This is a genomic window from Candidatus Margulisiibacteriota bacterium (genome assembly GCA_003242895.1).
Classification (GTDB): domain Bacteria; phylum Margulisbacteria; class Riflemargulisbacteria; order GWF2-39-127; family GWF2-39-127; genus GWF2-39-127.
This window is the reverse complement of the sequence record QKMY01000062.1, coordinates 51543-69949: the sequence shown is the minus strand read 5'-3', so window position 1 is coordinate 69949 and position 18407 is coordinate 51543. Positions and strand designations below refer to the sequence as shown.

The window sequence follows — 18407 nt, the reverse complement described above, 5'->3', positions numbered from 1 at the left end:
TTCTCATGAGCTCTGTATTGTTGTCTATTAATGAATTACGGAAATATGTGAATTATTATGTATGAAAAAGAAGTACTTGCGAATGGCTTGGTAGTTGTCGGAGAAGAGATCCCTCATGTGAGATCTGTGGCTTGTGGAATCCTTGTAGGTGCCGGGGTTAATCAGGAAACTTCTCATAATAACGGGATATCCCATTTTATCGAGCATATGTTTTTTAAGGGGACCAAGCGCAGAAGTGCGCTGGAAATTGCAAAGACACTTGATGAACTCGGTGGCAGATTAAATGCCTATACGGACAAAGAAGCGACTATGTTCTATAGTGTTGTTCTGGATTCCCATATATTCAGGGCAATGGATCTTTTATTCGATATTTTCCTTAATTCCACGATAAAAAGCAAAGATATCAATCTGGAAAAAAAAGTCGTTCTCGAAGAAATAAAAATGTATCAGGATACCCCTGATGAACTTATTCATGATTTGTTTATAACCTCATTGTGGCAGGGTCATTCAATGGGCAAGCCGATATTAGGTGATAAGTCGATCATCAAAGGCTTGGAGAGAAAAGATCTTGATGCCTATATCCAGGACATTTACGTGCCCAATAATATCGTTATTTCATTAGCCGGTAATTTTTCTTTTCAAGATGTCATTCCTGAGATACGTGCTCGTTTTGACTCAATGAGAAAACAGAATGCTACAATTGTTTACGAACCGCCTACCTCTTTTCCTGGTATAAAAATATGGAAAAAAGATACGGAACAGGTCCATATTTGCCTTGGAGGTAATGGATTTTCTTATAAAGATAAGAGCCGTTATACATTGGCTGTGCTTAATTCGATATTAGGTGGGTCGATGAGTTCCCGGCTTTTTCAAGAAATCAGAGAAAAAAGAGGCCTGGCTTATAGCATATATTCTTATCAATCATATTATCGTAACGGAGGACTGTTCGCTATCTATAGTGGCACAAGTCTTGAAAACTCAAGGCAAGTTGTTCAGCTGATAATGGCTGAGCTAAGCAAGATCCGGGGCGGAGATATTTCCGAAGCAGAGATTAAGAAAGCGAAAGAGCATCTTAAGGGAAACATGGTCTTGTCGTTGGAAAGCTCTAATAGCAGGATGAGCTGGAATAGCAAGAACTTTTTTTATTTTGATAAGTTTTTTACTGTTGAGGATGTTTTTTCTTCAATTAATGCTGTTACCCTTGAAGACGTTACTTCTATCGCAAATACACTGTTCTTGCCAGAAAAATTATGCTTAACTGCTATCGGGCCATTTACAAATGAGGATCATTTTTCAGGTATTCTATGAAAATAATTGGAGTTAAGATACAACAGTTACATAGTATAGATCTTCCGTTGCCGGGTTACATGAGTGAACAAGCCGCGGGCATGGACCTGTACGCTGCAATCGATCAGCCTGAAATGCTTTTACCTGGTGAAATAAAGGCAATTTCAACCGGGATTTCAATAGAAATTCCTGAAGGGTATGAGGCTCAAATTCGCCCACGAAGTGGATTGGCCCTTAAAAAAGGTATATCAATTCCTAATGCTCCGGGAACAATTGATTCTGATTATAGAGGTGAGATTAAGGTAATATTGATCAATCTTGGGAGTGAACCTTTTGAAATCGGAAGAGGAGATAGAATTGCCCAAATGATTGTTGCGCCTGTAGTGCAGGTGCGTTGGATAAAAAGTGAAGATCTTACGGTAACGAGCCGGGCAAGTGGAGGCTTTGGACATACCGGGGTATGATGAACTAAGAAATTATAAAGATAGGCTATTGATTATTTGCAAGAATTTGATTAAATAATAATGCATATATAATTGTGAAAGGCAGATGATAGATAATGATAAACGTAATCGTAAGCGGTTATAAAGGCCGTGTGGGGCAGGAAATTGCTAAAGCTATTGTCAAAGATCCTGAACTGCAGATGGCAGGAGGCGTAGATGTCGGAGATGATCTCGCTCAGATGATTAAAGATACGAAAGCCGATGTTGTTGTTGATTTTACTCATCCGTCAGTTAGACTGGAGAACTTTTTGACTATTATCGAGCATGGAGCTCGTCCTGTTGTAGGTACCACTGGTTATAACGAAAATGAAATAGCTGACCTTCAAGTCATGTGCAGGGAGAAAAATATAGGTGCAATTATTGCTCCTAATTTTGCCATTGGCGCGATTCTTATGATGAAATTTGCCGCTCAAGCAGCGAAATATCTGGATTGTGCAGAAATTGTTGAGCTGCACCATGAGAAAAAAGAAGATTTTCCATCAGGGACTGCTGTGAAAACAGCTCAGCTGATGTTAAATGTGAGGCAGGAATTTAACAAAGATGTTAAGGATAAGGTTGTTAATTTAGAAGGCGCTCGAGGAGCAAATGCCGGGGGTATTCACATTCATTCAGTGAGGTTGCCGGGGTTCGTTGCTCATCAAGAAGTGATTTTCGGTACTCTTGGTCAGACGCTTACTATTCGGCACGATTCAATTAGCAGAGAATCATTTATGCCGGGAGTTATCATGGCTGTAAAAAAGGTTATGACAATCAATGAATTAATCTATGGGTTAGAAAATATTATTTAAACCCTATGATCACATTCTTTCGAAACATCCGTGTGTTATTTCGTGCTGAAGAATTATGAAAGGGGATTTGATATGAAAAAATATAATGTTGCAATTGTTGGTGCTACCGGTGTAGTCGGGACAGAAATGATAAAGGTATTGGAGGAACGAAAATTTCCGGTTGCTCAATTGTTCCCGCTAGCCTCAGCGAGGTCAGCCGGCACAAAGATTGAATATAACGGCGAAAAAATTATGGTTAAGGAATTAACCGAAAGTTCTTTTGATAATATCGAGATAGCTTTGTTTTCAGCAGGTGCATCGGTAAGTGCTATGTTCGCACCTATTGCGGCTGCCAAAGGAGTTAAAGTAATTGATAATACTAGTCATTTCAGAATGGAAAAAGATATCCCCTTAGTTGTTCCTGAAGTCAATGCACACGCCTTGAAAACGTATAATTCTAATATTATAGCTAATCCAAACTGCTCTACTGCGCAATTAGTGGTTGTTCTTAAGCCAATTCACGATAAAGCAAAAATAAAGCGTGTCGTAATCTCCACGTATCAGGCAGTGGCTGGAGCCGGTAAGGCTGGAATTGATGAATTGGCAGCTCAAACGGCTGCTTTGCTAAATGGGAAAAGTGTTACCCCAAAAAAATTCACGAAGCAGATTGCCTTTAATTTGATACCTCATATCGATGTTTTTTTTGAGGATGGGTATACTAAAGAAGAGAAAAAAATGATTTTAGAAACACAAAAAATTATGGAAGATGAAACAATTGCAGTTACTGCAACCACTGTGCGTGTCCCTGTTTTTGTCGGACATTCCGAGTCGGTGAATATTGAGACAATAACAAAAATAACAGCCCAGGAAGTAAGAGATCTTTTATCGAAAGCTCCTGGCGTCGAAGTTGTTGATGATCCGCAGAATAATAAATATCCGACTCCAATTGAGGTTGCCGGAAAAGATCCTGCATATGTCGGCAGAATTCGGGAAGATTGTTCCTGCCAAAACGGAATAGATCTCTGGGTAGTCTCCGATAACCTGCGAAAAGGGGCAGCGCTGAATGCTGTTCAAATTGCTGAAGAATTAATTAAACAAAAAATAATTTAGGAATTTATGAATAAGATAATTGCAAGGCATTATGACAAGAATGTAGAATTATTTGGAAATGATTTCCTTGCGTTAGGTTGGGCTTCTATTGAAACCCAACAGGTGCGCTTTGATACGTTGACAACTATTGCGGACCTTAATAATTCCCATGTATTGGACGTAGGTTGTGGGTTAGGTGATTTATGTAAATATTTGAACGAATATTATGAGGGTATCAAATATACTGGAATTGATGTTTCCAGCGAGATGATTTCTTGTGCGAGGGAAAATCATCCAGGATCGAAGTTTCTGTTGCGAGATCTAAATGATGATGATAATGAAGAGTATGACTATGCTTTTGCTTCCGGCTCATTTAACATTAAGGTAGGAGATAATTATAATTATCTTGATCATTCGATTGAAAGAATGTGGGAGGGTACTTCGAAAGGTATCGCTTTTAATATTTTAAGCAGCTATGCCCCAGAGAAAATGAAAGATGATTTTTTCTTTTATTACCAGCCCGAAAAGGTATTTACGCTTTGTAGTAAGTATACTCAGTATATAATTGTTCGGCATGATTACCTGCCTAATGATGTAACCTATATTTTAAAAAAATGATTTATAATAACAAGGAGGAAAATAATGAGAGAAAGATTCGGAAGATTATTAACCGCGATGATAACTCCATTTGATGGACAAGGTGCGGTTGATTATAAAAAAGCTGCAGACTTAGCTGATATGCTTGTTCAAACCGGTACTGAAGGAATCGTCGTTACAGGAACAACAGGCGAATCTCCTACGTTAACGCATGAGGAAGAATTTGAGCTATATAGGGCAGTCAAATCTGCAGTTGGTAAGAAAGCCTCAATCATAGCCGGGACGGGTTCAAATTGTACAAGGACTACAATTCATTCGACCCAGGTGGCTCAGGATATAGGTATTGACGGCGCAATGGTGGTTGTTCCTTATTACAATAAACCATCTCAAGAAGGGATGTATCAACATTTCAGCGCGATTGCCCAGTCAACAAAGCTCCCTTTGATAATCTACAATATTCCCGGGAGGACAGGTGTTAATATGCTACCCGATACGGTTAAGAGATTATCGCCGATTAATAATTATGTAGCAATTAAAGAAGCCTCCGGCGACCTTAACCAGATCAAGTCCATCATCGAACAGGCTCCTTCAGATTTTATGGTCTATAGCGGGGATGATGCTCTGACGCTACCTGTACTTAAAGCAGGAGGGTATGGAATTATTTCTGTTGCAGCTCATGTGGCTGGTCAGGAAATGAGCCAAATGATAAATGCTTATGTTTCGGGGGAGGTTGCTGCCGCTGATGCTCTTCATGAGGTGCTCATGCCTTTATTTAAAGTTTTGTTTATCACAGCTAACCCTACACCTGTAAAAGCTGCATTGTCGATGTGCTGGAAAGAGGTTGGCGTGCCTCGTTTGCCGCTTATTGATGCTACCGATAAGGAAAAAGCTGAGATCTGCTCAGTCTTACAACAAATAAAGAAGATTTAATTTGAATAATAAAAACTTAAAATTAATTATTTTGGGGGGTCTTGATGGTATAGGAAAGAATATGATGGCTTTCGAATATAACGGGAGCATTATAATTGTGGATGTCGGGATGATGTTTCCTGATTCTGAGATGTTTGGAATTGATAAGGTTATTCCTGACTTTACTTATATACGGGAAAACAAAGAAAAAGTTAAAGCAGTTATTTTGACCCATGGGCATGAAGACCATGTCGGGGCACTTTATAATCTGTTTAAAGAAATAACGGTGCCTATTTATGGAACAAAGCTTACCTTAGCATTGGCCGAGTCAAAACTAAGGAAAAATATGTATTCTGAGGATTTGCTTAATGTTGTTAAGCCGGCACAAAAAGTTATCATCGATGAATTCGAAGTCGAATTCATGCGAGTCAGCCATAGTATCCCTGATGGGGTGGCGTTAAGTATTAAGACTCCGGTTGGAACAATTATCCATTCCGGCGATTTCAAAGTTGATCATACGCCGATTGACGGCAAGGTCATGGACTTGAACCGTTTTGCGCAGTTAGGTGACGAGGGAGTGCTTGCGCTCCTTTCTGATAGTACTAACGCAGATACCGAGGGATTCGGGTTGTCAGAAAGAGTGGTCGGGGAAACTTTTGACCGAATTTTCCGTAAAGCCTCTCATAAAAGAATTGTTATTGTCACCTTCGCGTCCAATGTTCATCGTATCCAGCAGGCAATTAATACTGCACGCAAACATCATCGCAAAGTTGCTGTTATCGGGCGAAGTATGGAAGAAGTTACATTAAAAGCACACGAAAACGGATATCTTCATTATCAAGATGATACCCTGATTTCTCTGCATCAATTGCAAAGTATTCCTCCTGAAAGAACTCTTATTATTACGACGGGCAGTCAGGGAGAATCCATGAGTGTTATCGCTCGAATGAGCAGGGAAGATTATAAAGGTATCAGTATCAATGAAAATGATTGTGTGGTACTGTCCGGTACTCCTATTCCCGGGAATGAAAAAGGGGTTAATAAGGTTATTAATAATATATTTCGCAGAGGGGCTCAAGTTATCTATGAACAGGACTTTGAAGTTCATGTAAGTGGGCATGCTTGCCAGGAAGAGCTTCGATTGTTAATAAATCTGGTCCGTCCGAAGTTTTTTATTCCGATCCATGGTGAATACCGACATCTCGTTGCCCACGCAGAATTGGCCGACAGCGTTGGAATCCCAAGGAATAATATTTTTGTTCTGGAAAACGGAGATGTTCTGGCTTTTTCTGATAATGAAGGTAAAGTTGTTGATCACGTTCCGGGTGAAGCTGTTCTCATTGACGGACTTGCTGAAGATGAACCGTATAATATAGTTCAGGCGGACCGAAAGCTGCTTTCACGAGATGGTATTCTAATAACTTCGTTTGCACTCAGGAAAGATACCAGCCAACTGTTGTCTGAGGTGAAGTTGCATACAAGAGGGTTTATCTATATGAAAGAAGCTCCAGAACTAAGGGCGGACATAATACAGAAGATTGAAGAGATCATCGCAGATTATAATTCGGCAGAACCTGAATATGAGAAGAAAAGTCTGAAGAAAACCTTGATGAAAGATCTCTCCGAGTATGTTTATACGCAGACAAAGCGCCGGCCTTTAATTGTTCCCAGCATTTTGGAAATATGAAGAAAATTTTGTTCCATGCCTGCTGTGCCCCTTGTTCCAGTATAATAATTGACTGGGTAGAGGACCAGCCATTTCTGTCCGGAGCTTTCTATTTCTTCAACCCATATATTCATCCCTACGTTGAGTTTGAATTGCGGTTAAAAAGTTTTGAATCCTTTATGGAAAAAAAAAGACTCGGTTTTTATATTGATGGCACCTATGATATCGAGTCAGTTATTGGTCACAATTCATTTGGTCTTTCCCGGTGTGAGCAATGCTATAAAAGAAGGCTTGAGGCAACTGCCGATCAGGCACGCAAAGAAGGATACTCTTCGTTTTCAACCACGTTGCTGGTAAGCCCTTATCAGAACCATGATTTGATTATTCGTCTTGGACAGGAGGCTGCCAAGAAATATTCCGTCGATTTTTTCTATCATGATTTTCGTTCTCTGTTTCATAATGGGAAGAAGAATGCTATTAAACAGAAACTTTATCGACAACAGTATTGCGGATGTATTTTTTCGGAATATGAGAGATTTTCTGCTGAAAAAAAACAGAAGGGGAGTATCAAACAGGTTACTCGGATATTACAAAAGATTGAGGATGGATCAAATAATGCATGATGAAAACTTTCAGTTGTCATCGTACGAGTATCAGCTCGAAGAGCGGTATATTGCCCAAAGTCCGGCGCAAAAACGAGATAATTCCCGATTAATGGTGCTGGATAAACAACATAACACAATCAATCATGGACTTTTTCACGATCTTGTTCATTATCTTAATCCCGGGGATGTTCTTGTGCGAAACAACACGAGTGTATTTCCTGCAAGGATCTTTGGCCGGAAAGAGACTGGCGCTAAGATTGAGTTTTTGTTGTTGTCAGAGAAAGGACAAGATATCTGGGAGGTAATCTGTCGCCCGGCAAAACGCCTGAAATTAGGCGACATAGTATTTTTTTCTAATAGCCTGGCGGCTGAGATTATTGGTTTTTGTGAAGAAGGAAAACGGCTTGTAAAATTTCGGTATCAGGGTGATTTCTGGGAAATCATTGATGCTATCGGAAATGTTCCGCTTCCCCCATACATTAATTTACAGAGCACCCGGCTTTCTCCTTGTGAATTGAAAGAACGGTATCAAACGGTATTTGCTTCGAAGCGAGGATCATCTGCGGCTCCGACCGCCGGCCTGCATTTTACTGAAAAATTACTGGGAGAAATTGCGAAAAAAGGCATAACCGTAGTTGATGTGACGCTCCATGTTGGGTTAGGTACTTTTTTGCCGGTCAAAGCAGAAGTGATAACCGACCATATCATGCATGAAGAGTATTATGAAATTACCTCCTCAGCAATACAAGCTATTAATCAAGCGAAAGCTTCCGGACACAGGGTTATTGCTGTTGGTACAACTTCCGTTAGGGTTCTTGAGACAATCGCTGACGAAATGATTACTGGAGAGATAACGCCGTTATCAGGAAAAACCTCTATTTTTATTTATCCCGGATATCAGTTTAAGGTAGTTGATGGAATTGTGACTAATTTTCATCTTCCCGGTTCATCGCTATTGCTTCTTGTCTCTGCGTTTTATAACAGGAAATCCATCTTAAATGCTTATACTATCGCCAAAGCAGAAAACTATAGGTTTTTTAGTTTTGGGGATGCAATGTTTATATCCTGAGCTTACAATTTTTTTTGTCAAGTTCTCACTATTTGACTTACTCTTTATTTAAATATTATAATCAAAAATATAGTTGTCTTTATTATTTATCTCAATGTAACCTTTAAATCTATGTTTATTTGATTTACTCTAATATTTTGAATATCTAATGCGTTTTGTTTTTTATTGATTGATTTTATATCCTGTTTAAGTAAGAAGGAGCTGTATATGTCAGATAAAGTTAAATTAACCCTTCAAAAAAAATTATTACTCATCGGAATATTTTTGACAATAACACCTTTGCTTATTATCGGTGGTGTTGTCTATAGTCAAAATAAGAAAGTAATAACGATAGCAACTCAGGAAAGCCGGAAATTAGCTTATATAACGCTAGACAATGCGGTGAAAGATGTATATCTGATGTGCGATATTTCACAAAAATTAATTGAAAATAGTATGAATAATTCCTTGAATGTTGCGAAAGATATCTTAAGCCGGGAAGGTGGGGTATTTAGCGCTTCTGAAAATATCACGTGGGAAGCAAAAAATCAATTTAATCATGATTTGACGAAACTTGACCTTCCCAAAGTGCTGGTTGGAAAAAAATGGTTTGGGCAGAATGCCGATAAAGGACAAGAAACTCTAGTAGTTGATAAGGTACAGGAGCTCATTGGAGGTGCCTGTACTGTATTTCAAAGGATGAATGAAGACGGAGACATGCTTCGGATTGCGACTAATGTTATTACAAAAGAAGGAACGAGGGCTATCGGAACTTATATTCCCTTTAAAAACCCGGATGGCAGTCCTAATCCCGTATTAGCGGCAATCCTAAACGGGCAGCGTTTCGTAGGGCGGGCATTTGTTGTGGATTCTTGGTGTATTACTGCCTATGATCCTCTTTTTAATGCTGATAATAAAGTCATTGGAATGCTTTACGTCGGAATGAAAGAAGATGCTTTAACTAATATCCGCGAACAAATTACGAAAATAAAAATAGGGCAGTCCGGATATGTATATGTCCTGGATTCCAAAGGAAATTATCTTGTATCAAAAGATGGCAAACGTGATGGGGAACTTATCTGGGATGAAAAAGATACGGAGGGGAAATTTTTCATTCAAGATATAATTACCCGTGCTAAAAAATTAGGTATCGATGAAATCGGAGAATCTCATTATCCCTGGAAAGGCATAGATGAAAAAGAGGCTCGAATGAAGACCGTTCGTTTCGTTTATTATAAACAATGGGATTGGATTATTGGTGCCGGTACCTATGATGAAGAGATGTATTCTTCTGTTAATCTTATTTCTTCAACCGGAAAAAAGAATTTTTTAATAATTGCGGTTATATCATTCATTGCTTCAGTTCTTGCTTTTTTTATCTGGCTGTTTGTATCACGAAGCCTCGTTGGTCAGATCGCTTATATTGCAAATCGCATAAGCTCAGGTTCAAAGCACGTTTCTTCGGTATCAGAGCAGGTTGCGACCTCTAGTCAACAGATGGCAGATGGTGCCAATATGCAGGCCTCCAGTTTGGAACAGATATCCTCGTCCTTGGAAGAAATGGCATCCATGGTTACCCAGAACGCTGATAATGCAAAACAATCTAATACAATGATAAACGAAGTCCGAAATGCTGCAGATAAGAGTATGAACGCTATGATAAATATGAGTGATGCAATTTATAACATAAAATCTTCTTCTGACGAAATGGCAAAGATAGTTAAGACAATCGACGAGATTGCATTTCAAACGAATCTGCTGGCACTGAATGCCGCAGTTGAAGCAGCCAGGGCCGGAGACGCCGGCAAAGGATTCGCCGTGGTAGCCGGAGAAGTAAGGAATCTTGCCCAGCGTAGCGCAGAAGCCGCCAAAACGACGGCTGCTCTCATTGAAGGTTCTCAGAAGCACGCTGTAGCTGGGGTGACAGAGACTGGAGAAGTCGCAGATATATTGACTAAAATAATAGACGGGATTGCAAAGGTAACTGATTTGATCGGAGAGGTTACTGAGGCCAGCGAAGAACAGTCAAGAGGCGTGGCCCAGGTGAATATGGCAGTTGCCCAAATGAATAAGGTTACGCAAACAAATGCTTTTGGCGCAGAGGAGACTGCATTAGCAAGCAGTAAGCTTTTGGGTCAGGCAAAAGAGCTTAATGATATGGTAAAAGGATTAAATGTAATGATCTATGGGCAATCAGACTCACAGGATGCCGGGATCTCTGATTTAACCAACCCTCTTCCAAAAAAAAATGAGCTGCGTCGTCCTGATATCAAAGATTCCTCATATGAAAAGGAACCCCCCCAAATTAATAAGAGGCTGAAACTTGCAGAGAAAGTAATACCTCTCGATGATGATGATTTCTCGGAATTTTAATGGATTTGCGTTTTGCTCGAATCGTGTTGCGTTAGGTAACGAGTTAACATGGCCTTCCCTTTGTCCTGGGTGTTATTTTCAAGTATAGTTTTTTTGCTGTTTTAGGGATGCGGCAATTTCTATTGCAATTAACAACCAATCGCTTAGCCGGCGGGTCAATAATCAATAGCGACAATATTGCATGTATTGCTGATAAGTATATTTGTTTTTCCGGCTTATCAAATTACTCTGCGGCTAAGTTTTTTGACTTGTATAATGTATTATATTTAATATTTTTTAAACAAGCATAAAAGCCGTTAATTGTTGAGAAAATTGACTTTAAGGTTTTATAAAATATATAATAAAAGTAAATTATAAAAGTGTTTTTGCAAAAATGCATAATTCATATGCGCTGTTTCAAGAATAAATTGTTTTCTCCTTCTGATTATATAGTCTTGTGATCAGGGGAGTTATGTCCGTATTGAGGAGGAGTCGCTGTGACAGACAATATCAAGGAGAAAGTAGAAGGTTTAGCTGAAGCCCTTGTTTTAGCAGATTATGCTGACTTGCAAGCTTTAGCGGACCTTCATACAAGACTTGAAGAAATTGCGGAATTGACAGCGTCAGGGGATTTTTCGTTGATTTCGGCTGCTGCCGTCGAACTTACTAAGATTATTGGAGACATAATGCTTGAGAATGTTTCTGATGTTTCTGCTTCATTTGATGTTATTGGCAAAACTGTAATGGTAATTCAGGAAGTTATTTGTAACGGGCGCACAGTCACTGAAATTGTATTTCCCCCTGAACTTGCTATCGATGAAAAAGAACTTCCTGTCAAACAAGTGGAGCCAAGTAAACAAGTTGGCGTCGAATCAGGAAGAGAACCCAATAGTCTTAAAGGAGATCTTGACCTTCTGGGGGATTTTGTAATTGAGGCGCTGGAACATGTTCATGATGTTAATAATCAATTATTGATTTTAGAAAAGGACCCAGCAAATGAAGATGCTATTAACGCAGTTTTTCGAGCGTTCCACACAATAAAAGGTGTTGCCGGGTTTCTTGAATTGGACGAGATCAGATCTCTTTCTCATGAAGCTGAAAATTTGCTCGATATGGTAAGAAAAGGCAAAATTATTTTAGTCGGAGATCTTGTCGATTTAACCTTTGAAATCGCAGATTTAATGAAGGAACTCATAGAAAACTTTACTAAATTTATTTCCTCCGGGACCACAGTTTCTACGGGGAACGCTGTTTTAGTCTTGATTGATAAGATTAAGTCGGCGGTGTCAGGAAAAAGGGAAACGAAAAAAACAAGTCCGAATAAGAAGGAAATCACTGTCTTAGAAGCGGGTACTCTCCCTGAAGTTAAACAAAATATTTCAACAAATAATATTCAAAATAATAATAACAATTCGTTTCGAGAAGCTATAAAAATTGATGCCGAGCGGCTTGACAGGTTAGTTGATATGATTGGAGAACTTGTCATTGCTGAATCAATGGTAAGCCAATGCCAGGAGGTAAAAGAGATATCTTCTGCTCACTTTATTCGTTATCTAAGCCAATTGGATAAAATAACTCGCGAATTACATGAAACTGGAATGTCGCTTCGGATGATACCCCTTAAGACAATGTTTCAGAAGATGGCCAGACTAGTTCGCGATCTGTCCAAAAAAATCGGTAAAGAAATTGATTTTGAGATGCATGGAGAAGATATTGAATTAGATAAATCAATTGTCGATAAAATACATGATCCTTTGGTCCATATGCTTCGTAATGCTCTTGATCATGGCATTGAGGGTTCCTGCGAAGAGCGTCTTAGTGCAGACAAGCCTCCTAAGGGATTAATTCAATTAAGAGCTTATCATAAGGGTGGGTGTATCTATGTTGAGATTCAAGATGATGGACGTGGATTAGATAAAGAAACCATACTTGCAAAAGCTCAGGAGCGGGGGATTATCCGGGAAGGTCAAGTCCTTGCCGATTGGGAGATATTCAATCTTGTTTTTGAACCTGGTTTTTCAACGGCTAAGACGGTTACGGATGTTTCTGGCAGAGGCGTTGGTATGGATGTAGTAAAAAAGAATATCGAAATGTTGCATGGGCAGGTCGATATTTCTTCGATTCCCGGGAAAGGGAGTCTTTTTGTTATGAAATTACCGCTCACTCTTGCAATTATCGAAGGTATGTTTGTTCGTGTCGGTAAGGAGAGGTATATTATTCCTTCTCTTTCCATTATTAGATCGATTAGGCCAGATGAAGATATTATTTCTACAGTTGTGAACAAGGGTGAAGTGATTTCTCTCAAGGATAGGCTTATTCCTGTTTTCAGGATAAATAAATTATATAATATTGAGACTGCCGAGCAGATATTGTCTCAATCAATTATTGTTGTCGTTGAAAATGAGGGACATCAGATCGGATTGGTTATCGACGAGTTATTAGGGCAACAACAGGTGGTAATTAAGAATCTGGGAGAAGCAATGAAAAATATCCCGGGGATATCAGGCTGTACTATTATGCCGGATGGTAATGTTGGACTTATTCTGGATATCTCAGGCTTGGTAAAGCTAGCTGAAGGGAGAGAAGATGTTCGGTAGATAGGTTCAATGGTTATTATTATAGTGTGGTGCCCAGAATAATTTGGTTGATTTTATTGGATGTAAACAAGGAGGTGCAAGAAATGAATGCAATTAAGACTCAAGGAAATGATACAGCAATAGCCTTAAGGGCAGGGATTACTGAAAAGTATTTGACTTTTCAGCTAGCCGAAGAAGAGTATGGTTTGGAGATACTAAAAGTACATGAAATAATCGGTTTAATGAATATTACCCATGTGCCTAAAATGCCGGATTTTGTTAAGGGCGTAATCAATCTCAGGGGGAAAATTATTCCTGTTGTTGATATCCGGCTAAAATTCGGGATGGATTTCAATAATTACAACGAGCGAACGTGTATTATTGTTGTTCAAATCTATGCCGAAAGAGGTATGATAGTTATGGGGATTATTGTCGACAAAGTGTTGGAAGTTCTAGATATTTCACCGGATCAGATTGAAGATACTCCGGTTTTTGGGACTAATGTAAATACCGAGTTCATTCTTGGTGTTGGCAAAGTAGGCCAAAGAGTTGTTATGCTGCTTGATATTGATAAGGTGCTGTCTGCCGATGAGCTAATGACGGTAAGTTCTGGCTTTTGAGTTTTTTTTCACTGTGAGCACTGTGGAATGCAAGTAAAAAAAGGTTTGAGAAAGAATTATGGATAGGGATACTTTTAATAAATTTCGCAAAATTATTTACGATAAGAGCGGTATTACCTTGGGTGAGGGAAAAGAATCGTTAGTGTCCGCACGAATCGCCAAGAGAATGCGCTTTTTGGAAATCGATGATGGTAAAGTATATCTCCAATATATTATTGATGACAATAAAGGTGATGAAATTATTCATCTTCTGGATGCTATCTCGACGAATGTTACCAGCTTTTTCAGGGAACCAACGCATTTCGATTACATCGAAACACTAATTCCGAAATGGATTGCTCAAGGTAAAAAATCGTTCCGGTTTTGGTCATCAGCAAGTTCGACAGGTGAAGAACCTTATTCTTTGGCAATAACTTTATTAGAAATGATAAAAGATCCTTCGATTGATATAAAAATATTAGCAACGGACATTTCTACCCGGGTTTTGGATAAATGCGATGAGGGTATTTATAATAAAGAAAAAGTTAATGTGATACGGCAACCATTAGTGGACCGATACTTTGATTGTTCTAAAACAAATAAAGAGACTTTTTATAGAGTGAAGAAGAATGTAAAGGACCTTGTTGTTTTTAAGCGACTTAACCTGTCATCTCCTCCGTTTCCTATGAAAGGACCTTTTGATGTCGTGTTTTGCCGGAATGTTATGATTTATTTTGATAATATTGTTAGAACTGCACTTATTCGTGAGATATATCGATTGTTGAAGCCAGGCGGATATCTTATGATCGGCCATGCGGAGAGCCTTATTGGGTTGTCCACTGATTTTAAGCTTGTGTTACCTTCAATCTATGTAAAAGATTAGCCGACTGAAGTCTATTCTTTTGATTTAATGCGAATAGAGATCGAGTATTATATGAACCAAGTAATCGTAGATATTGGCGACCTGAAGGTCTCAGGCAAAATAGATGAGGTGCTCATAACGTACTCTTTAGGGTCCTGTATTGGCCTGATGCTATATGATCCTGTTGCACGTGTTGGAGGTATGGTACACAGTATGCTCCCGCTCTCGAAGATCGATTACGTTAAGGCCCAAAAAATGCCAGGTATGTTTGCTGATACGGGGATAGTGTTGCTTCTTCAAGAGTTGTTTAATATGGGCGCAAAACGCAAAAATATTGTTGCTAAAATTGCTGGTGCGGCATCAATTTTAGATGAGAAAAAACTATTTAACATTGGGGACCGCAATTACGAAATAGCTCAAAAGATCCTTCAAAAAAACAGTATTTTCATAGTTTCCGAAGATGTAAAGGGAACTGTTTCCCGTACAGTGTCTCTCTATATTGCTGATGGCAAGACTGTGGTTCGCAGTAGTGGGAAGGAAACGTTTCTATGAATAAAAGAAAAGAAATTATAGCTAAAATCCTTATGATTCCATCGATTCCTACAGTAGCTGTTGATATTGTTCATATGGCGCAAAATCCCAACATTGACATTCAAGAGTTATCAAAGAAAATTGAATGTGATCCCGGACTTACCGCTAATTTTTTACGAATGGCAAATTCCAGCTATTTTGGAAGTACAAGGTCAATTACCACGGTTAAAAACGCTGTCATGAGACTCGGGGTAAATACGATCTATAAGATAATTATTATGTCCTCTGTCTCTCCGATGATGTGGAACACGATAGGCGGATATGATTTGGCACCGGGAAAGTTACTGGAACATTTACTAGCTACAGCTATCGGAACAAATAAACTTGCTAATATCTTGCATCTGAAAGTTCCTGATTATGCTTATACTGCAGCTTTAATCCATGATATTGGAAAAATCGTTCTGGGGATGTTTGTTGCGGTTGATATCGATCCGATTATGGCATGTGTTTACAACGAAGGTATTTCATTTGAAGCTGCCGAAAAAAAGATACTCGGCATTGATCATGCGGAAGTAGGCGCTTTATTGCTGGAATCCTGGAAATTGCCGGAAGTTATAGTCGAGGCAGTTCGATTGCATCATAAACTCGATACTATTTCCGCGCAGGTATCTGTGCCGGAAATAGTTCATGTTTCAGATATCCTTTCACTGCTCGGAGGCTGGGGCTGCGGCTGTGATGGTCTTAATTACGCTGTCTCTGAAAACGCCATGGCTAAATTAAAACTTACTGAAGATCAGATGGACACACTTATGTATCAGGTTTCTACTGAATTGTTGGAATTGCGGGGACTGATGGTAGATCCTACTTAGGATTTCGATAGATTTGTTAATAATGGTTGGTTTATTGCCTTAGGCTAATAATAAAATAAAAATAATAATTAAAGGAAACACATTCTTGAAAGTTCGTGTCTTAATTGTAGATGATTCATCTGTTGTCCGGCAAATATTTAGCCGGGAGCTTGCACGTGATCCGGAAATAGAAGTAGTCGGATCAGCTCCCGATCCGTACGTTGCTCGAGATATGATCGTGCAAACCAATCCGGATGTTGTTACTCTTGACGTAGAAATGCCCCGGATGGATGGCATTACTTTTTTAAAAAAGCTGATGCGTTATTATCCGGTTCCGGTAATCGTCGTATCTTCGCTTACAAGGCAAGGTGGCGAGCTAGCCCTGGAGGCAATAGAGTCGGGTGCGGTAGATGTCATGTGCAAGCCGGGAGAGTCTTATACTGTTGGAGACATGGCTATCGAGTTAATTGATAAGATCAAAGCTGCAGCCCGTGTAAAAGTGCAAAAAAAAGATGCTGCTCAGATAACAAAAAAAACTCCGGGTTTTTTGTCATTAACCAGAACGACGAATAAGGTAATTGCTATAGGCGCTTCTACCGGAGGGACTCAAGCATTGCAGTCTATTCTTTCGGTTATGCCGGCTAATAGTCCGGGAATCGTAATTGTGCAACATATGCCAGAACATTTTACGCGTTCCTTTGCTGCCCGGCTTAATGAAGAAAGCCAGATGGAGGTGAAGGAAGCTGAAGATGGCGATACTGTCATTCCAGGAAAGGCCCTCATAGCACCAGGGAACTATCACATGGTGCTCAGGCGTTCAGGTGCCGTCTATTATGTCCAAGTTAAGAAGGGTCCGCTTGTATCCCGTCATCGGCCTTCTGTTGATGTTCTTTTTAAGTCGGTATCCCGATTTGCCGGGCGTAATGCCATTGGTGTTATTCTAACTGGAATGGGAAATGATGGAGCTTCCGGGATGAAGGAAATGAAGGATGCCGGTGCCTTGACTGTGGCGCAGGATGAAAATAGTTGTATTGTCTTTGGCATGCCTAAGGAGGCGATAAAAAGCGGCGGAGTTGATTTCGTGGTCCCACTTCATGAGATACCTCAGAAAGTGATAAGTTTAGTGGAGAGCGAAGCTAATTGTAAATAATTCTTGATGAATGAACCGGTTTTTTATTACAATAATAAAGTATAGATCTTTTAACTTAAGCTAATAAATATTTTGAATGGGGAAAGATTTATTTCCGCAGGAGGTGCGGGAACCTGATTGGGTTAGGTATAAATGAATACATAGTCTAAAAAGAGGAGTGGAATAATGAATGAACATAAATATAGTAAATTACATGATTTGATTGCGGTTTCAGCATCTGAAGTGATAGAAAAAATGTTTTACAAAACATTAACTCCGGTTGATGAAGATATAATGTTTAACTTTGAAGTTGTGGTGACTATCAGCTTTAAAGGAAAATATGATGGAACTTTTTGGATTGTACTGGGAAAACAGCTTTGTTATGAATTGTCGGCAAGTTTCCTCAGTATGAATGCTGAGGATTTGGATGATGAGTTAGTTCATGATACTACTAAAGAGATAATAAATATGGTTTGCGGAAATGTGCTTTTTAATTTTGATAAGCAAAAGAAGTTCGATATTACCATCCCTTCGATTTTTGTTGATACCAATGCTCAGAGCCAGATTCTGACAATGCCTAGAACGACATACCCATTTTCATTTAGGATAGGGAAGCATCCTTTAAAAATGATTTTGGCCTTAAAGATGGGAGATATTGATGGTTAAATCATATTCTATACTCGTCGTAGATGATTCGAGGTCGCTACGGATGGTAATAAGGAAGTTGCTTGAATCCACTGATTATCTTTTCTCGAATATCTATGAAGCAGGTAATGGAAAAGAAGCTCTCGACTTATTAAAAGACAATGAAGTCAATATGGTTTTAACTGACATAAATATGCCGGAGATGGACGGTATTAATTTGGTTAAGGTAATGAAAATGCGGGAATACGATATCCCGACAATTGTCGTATCAACTGATGCAAGCCAGGAGACTGTTATTACTGCAATCAAATTCGGTGCAAAAGGCTATATTAAGAAACCATTTTCTGCTGACAAAATTAAAGATGTACTCGATAAGTTTTTGAAATAATAAAAC

The 18407-nt window shown here is 39.2% G+C and carries 18 protein-coding genes; all 18 read left to right on the top strand.

The genetic code is table 11. The features are described 5' to 3' along the window. The first annotated feature begins 57 nt into the window (after positions 1-57). The 18 genes from DKM50_12040 to DKM50_11955 all read left to right on the top strand — a co-directional run bounded on the left by DKM50_12040 (position 58) and on the right by DKM50_11955 (position 18401). Positions 58-1308, top strand: coding sequence for an insulinase family protein (locus DKM50_12040; protein ID PZM78285.1), 1251 nt, complete (start codon positions 58-60; stop codon positions 1306-1308). Then, on the top strand, positions 1305-1751 hold the full coding sequence (locus tag DKM50_12035) for a dUTP diphosphatase (GenBank protein ID PZM78284.1): 447 nt from the start codon (positions 1305-1307) through the stop codon (positions 1749-1751). The genes DKM50_12040 and DKM50_12035 overlap by 4 nt, the downstream gene beginning before the upstream one ends. Positions 1752-1846: 95 nt before the next feature. Next, entirely contained in the window at positions 1847-2578 is a 732-nt protein-coding gene (locus DKM50_12030) for a 4-hydroxy-tetrahydrodipicolinate reductase (GenBank protein ID PZM78283.1), read from the top strand. A 72-nt stretch (positions 2579-2650) separates the two neighbouring features. Beyond that, a complete protein-coding gene (locus DKM50_12025; GenBank protein ID PZM78282.1) occupies positions 2651-3667 on the top strand; it encodes an aspartate-semialdehyde dehydrogenase in 1017 nt (338 codons plus the stop codon). 6 nt (positions 3668-3673) lie between these two features. Next, the gene (locus DKM50_12020) at positions 3674-4264 is read left to right on the top strand and encodes a hypothetical protein (protein ID PZM78281.1); all 591 of its coding nucleotides are present in this window, start codon (positions 3674-3676) and stop codon (positions 4262-4264) included. Positions 4265-4288: 24 nt separating this feature from the next. Continuing rightward, positions 4289-5173: a 4-hydroxy-tetrahydrodipicolinate synthase gene (locus tag DKM50_12015; GenBank protein ID PZM78280.1), complete on the top strand. Its 885-nt coding sequence runs from the start codon at positions 4289-4291 to the stop codon at positions 5171-5173. Position 5174: 1 nt separating this feature from the next. Then, entirely contained in the window at positions 5175-6839 is a 1665-nt protein-coding gene (locus DKM50_12010) for a ribonuclease J (protein PZM78279.1), read from the top strand. Next, a complete protein-coding gene (locus tag DKM50_12005; GenBank protein ID PZM78278.1) occupies positions 6836-7441 on the top strand; it encodes a hypothetical protein in 606 nt (201 codons plus the stop codon). Before DKM50_12010 ends, DKM50_12005 begins: the two co-directional genes overlap by 4 nt. Continuing rightward, the gene (locus DKM50_12000; protein PZM78277.1) at positions 7434-8492 is read left to right on the top strand and encodes a tRNA preQ1(34) S-adenosylmethionine ribosyltransferase-isomerase QueA; all 1059 of its coding nucleotides are present in this window, start codon (positions 7434-7436) and stop codon (positions 8490-8492) included. The genes DKM50_12005 and DKM50_12000 overlap by 8 nt, the downstream gene beginning before the upstream one ends. Before the next feature lie 207 nt (positions 8493-8699). Continuing rightward, positions 8700-10844 carry a methyl-accepting chemotaxis protein gene (locus tag DKM50_11995; protein PZM78276.1) on the top strand — a complete coding sequence of 715 codons (2145 nt, stop codon included), beginning with the start codon at positions 8700-8702 and terminating at the stop codon, positions 10842-10844. Positions 10845-11320: 476 nt separating this feature from the next. Next, positions 11321-13420: a chemotaxis protein CheA gene (locus DKM50_11990; protein PZM78275.1), complete on the top strand. Its 2100-nt coding sequence runs from the start codon at positions 11321-11323 to the stop codon at positions 13418-13420. An 83-nt stretch (positions 13421-13503) separates the two neighbouring features. After that, on the top strand, positions 13504-14019 hold the full coding sequence (locus DKM50_11985) for a chemotaxis protein CheW (protein PZM78274.1): 516 nt from the start codon (positions 13504-13506) through the stop codon (positions 14017-14019). Between the two features lie 58 nt (positions 14020-14077). Next, positions 14078-14881, top strand: a complete 804-nt coding sequence (locus DKM50_11980) for a chemotaxis protein CheR (protein ID PZM78273.1) — start codon at positions 14078-14080, stop codon at positions 14879-14881. A 51-nt stretch (positions 14882-14932) separates the two neighbouring features. Next, positions 14933-15412 (top strand): chemotaxis protein CheD, encoded by a 480-nt coding sequence (locus DKM50_11975; protein PZM78272.1) that lies wholly within the window; start codon positions 14933-14935, stop codon positions 15410-15412. Then, positions 15409-16260, top strand: a complete 852-nt coding sequence (locus tag DKM50_11970; GenBank protein PZM78271.1) for a histidine kinase — start codon at positions 15409-15411, stop codon at positions 16258-16260. Before DKM50_11975 ends, DKM50_11970 begins: the two co-directional genes overlap by 4 nt. Before the next feature lie 55 nt (positions 16261-16315). Next, positions 16316-17389 (top strand): chemotaxis response regulator protein-glutamate methylesterase, encoded by a 1074-nt coding sequence (locus DKM50_11965; GenBank protein ID PZM78270.1) that lies wholly within the window; start codon positions 16316-16318, stop codon positions 17387-17389. Between the two features lie 165 nt (positions 17390-17554). Next, complete coding sequence (locus tag DKM50_11960; GenBank protein PZM78269.1) at positions 17555-18034, top strand: hypothetical protein; 480 nt, start codon at positions 17555-17557, stop codon at positions 18032-18034. Next, on the top strand, positions 18027-18401 hold the full coding sequence (locus DKM50_11955) for a hypothetical protein (GenBank protein PZM78268.1): 375 nt from the start codon (positions 18027-18029) through the stop codon (positions 18399-18401). The genes DKM50_11960 and DKM50_11955 overlap by 8 nt, the downstream gene beginning before the upstream one ends. Positions 18402-18407: the final 6 nt, after the last annotated feature.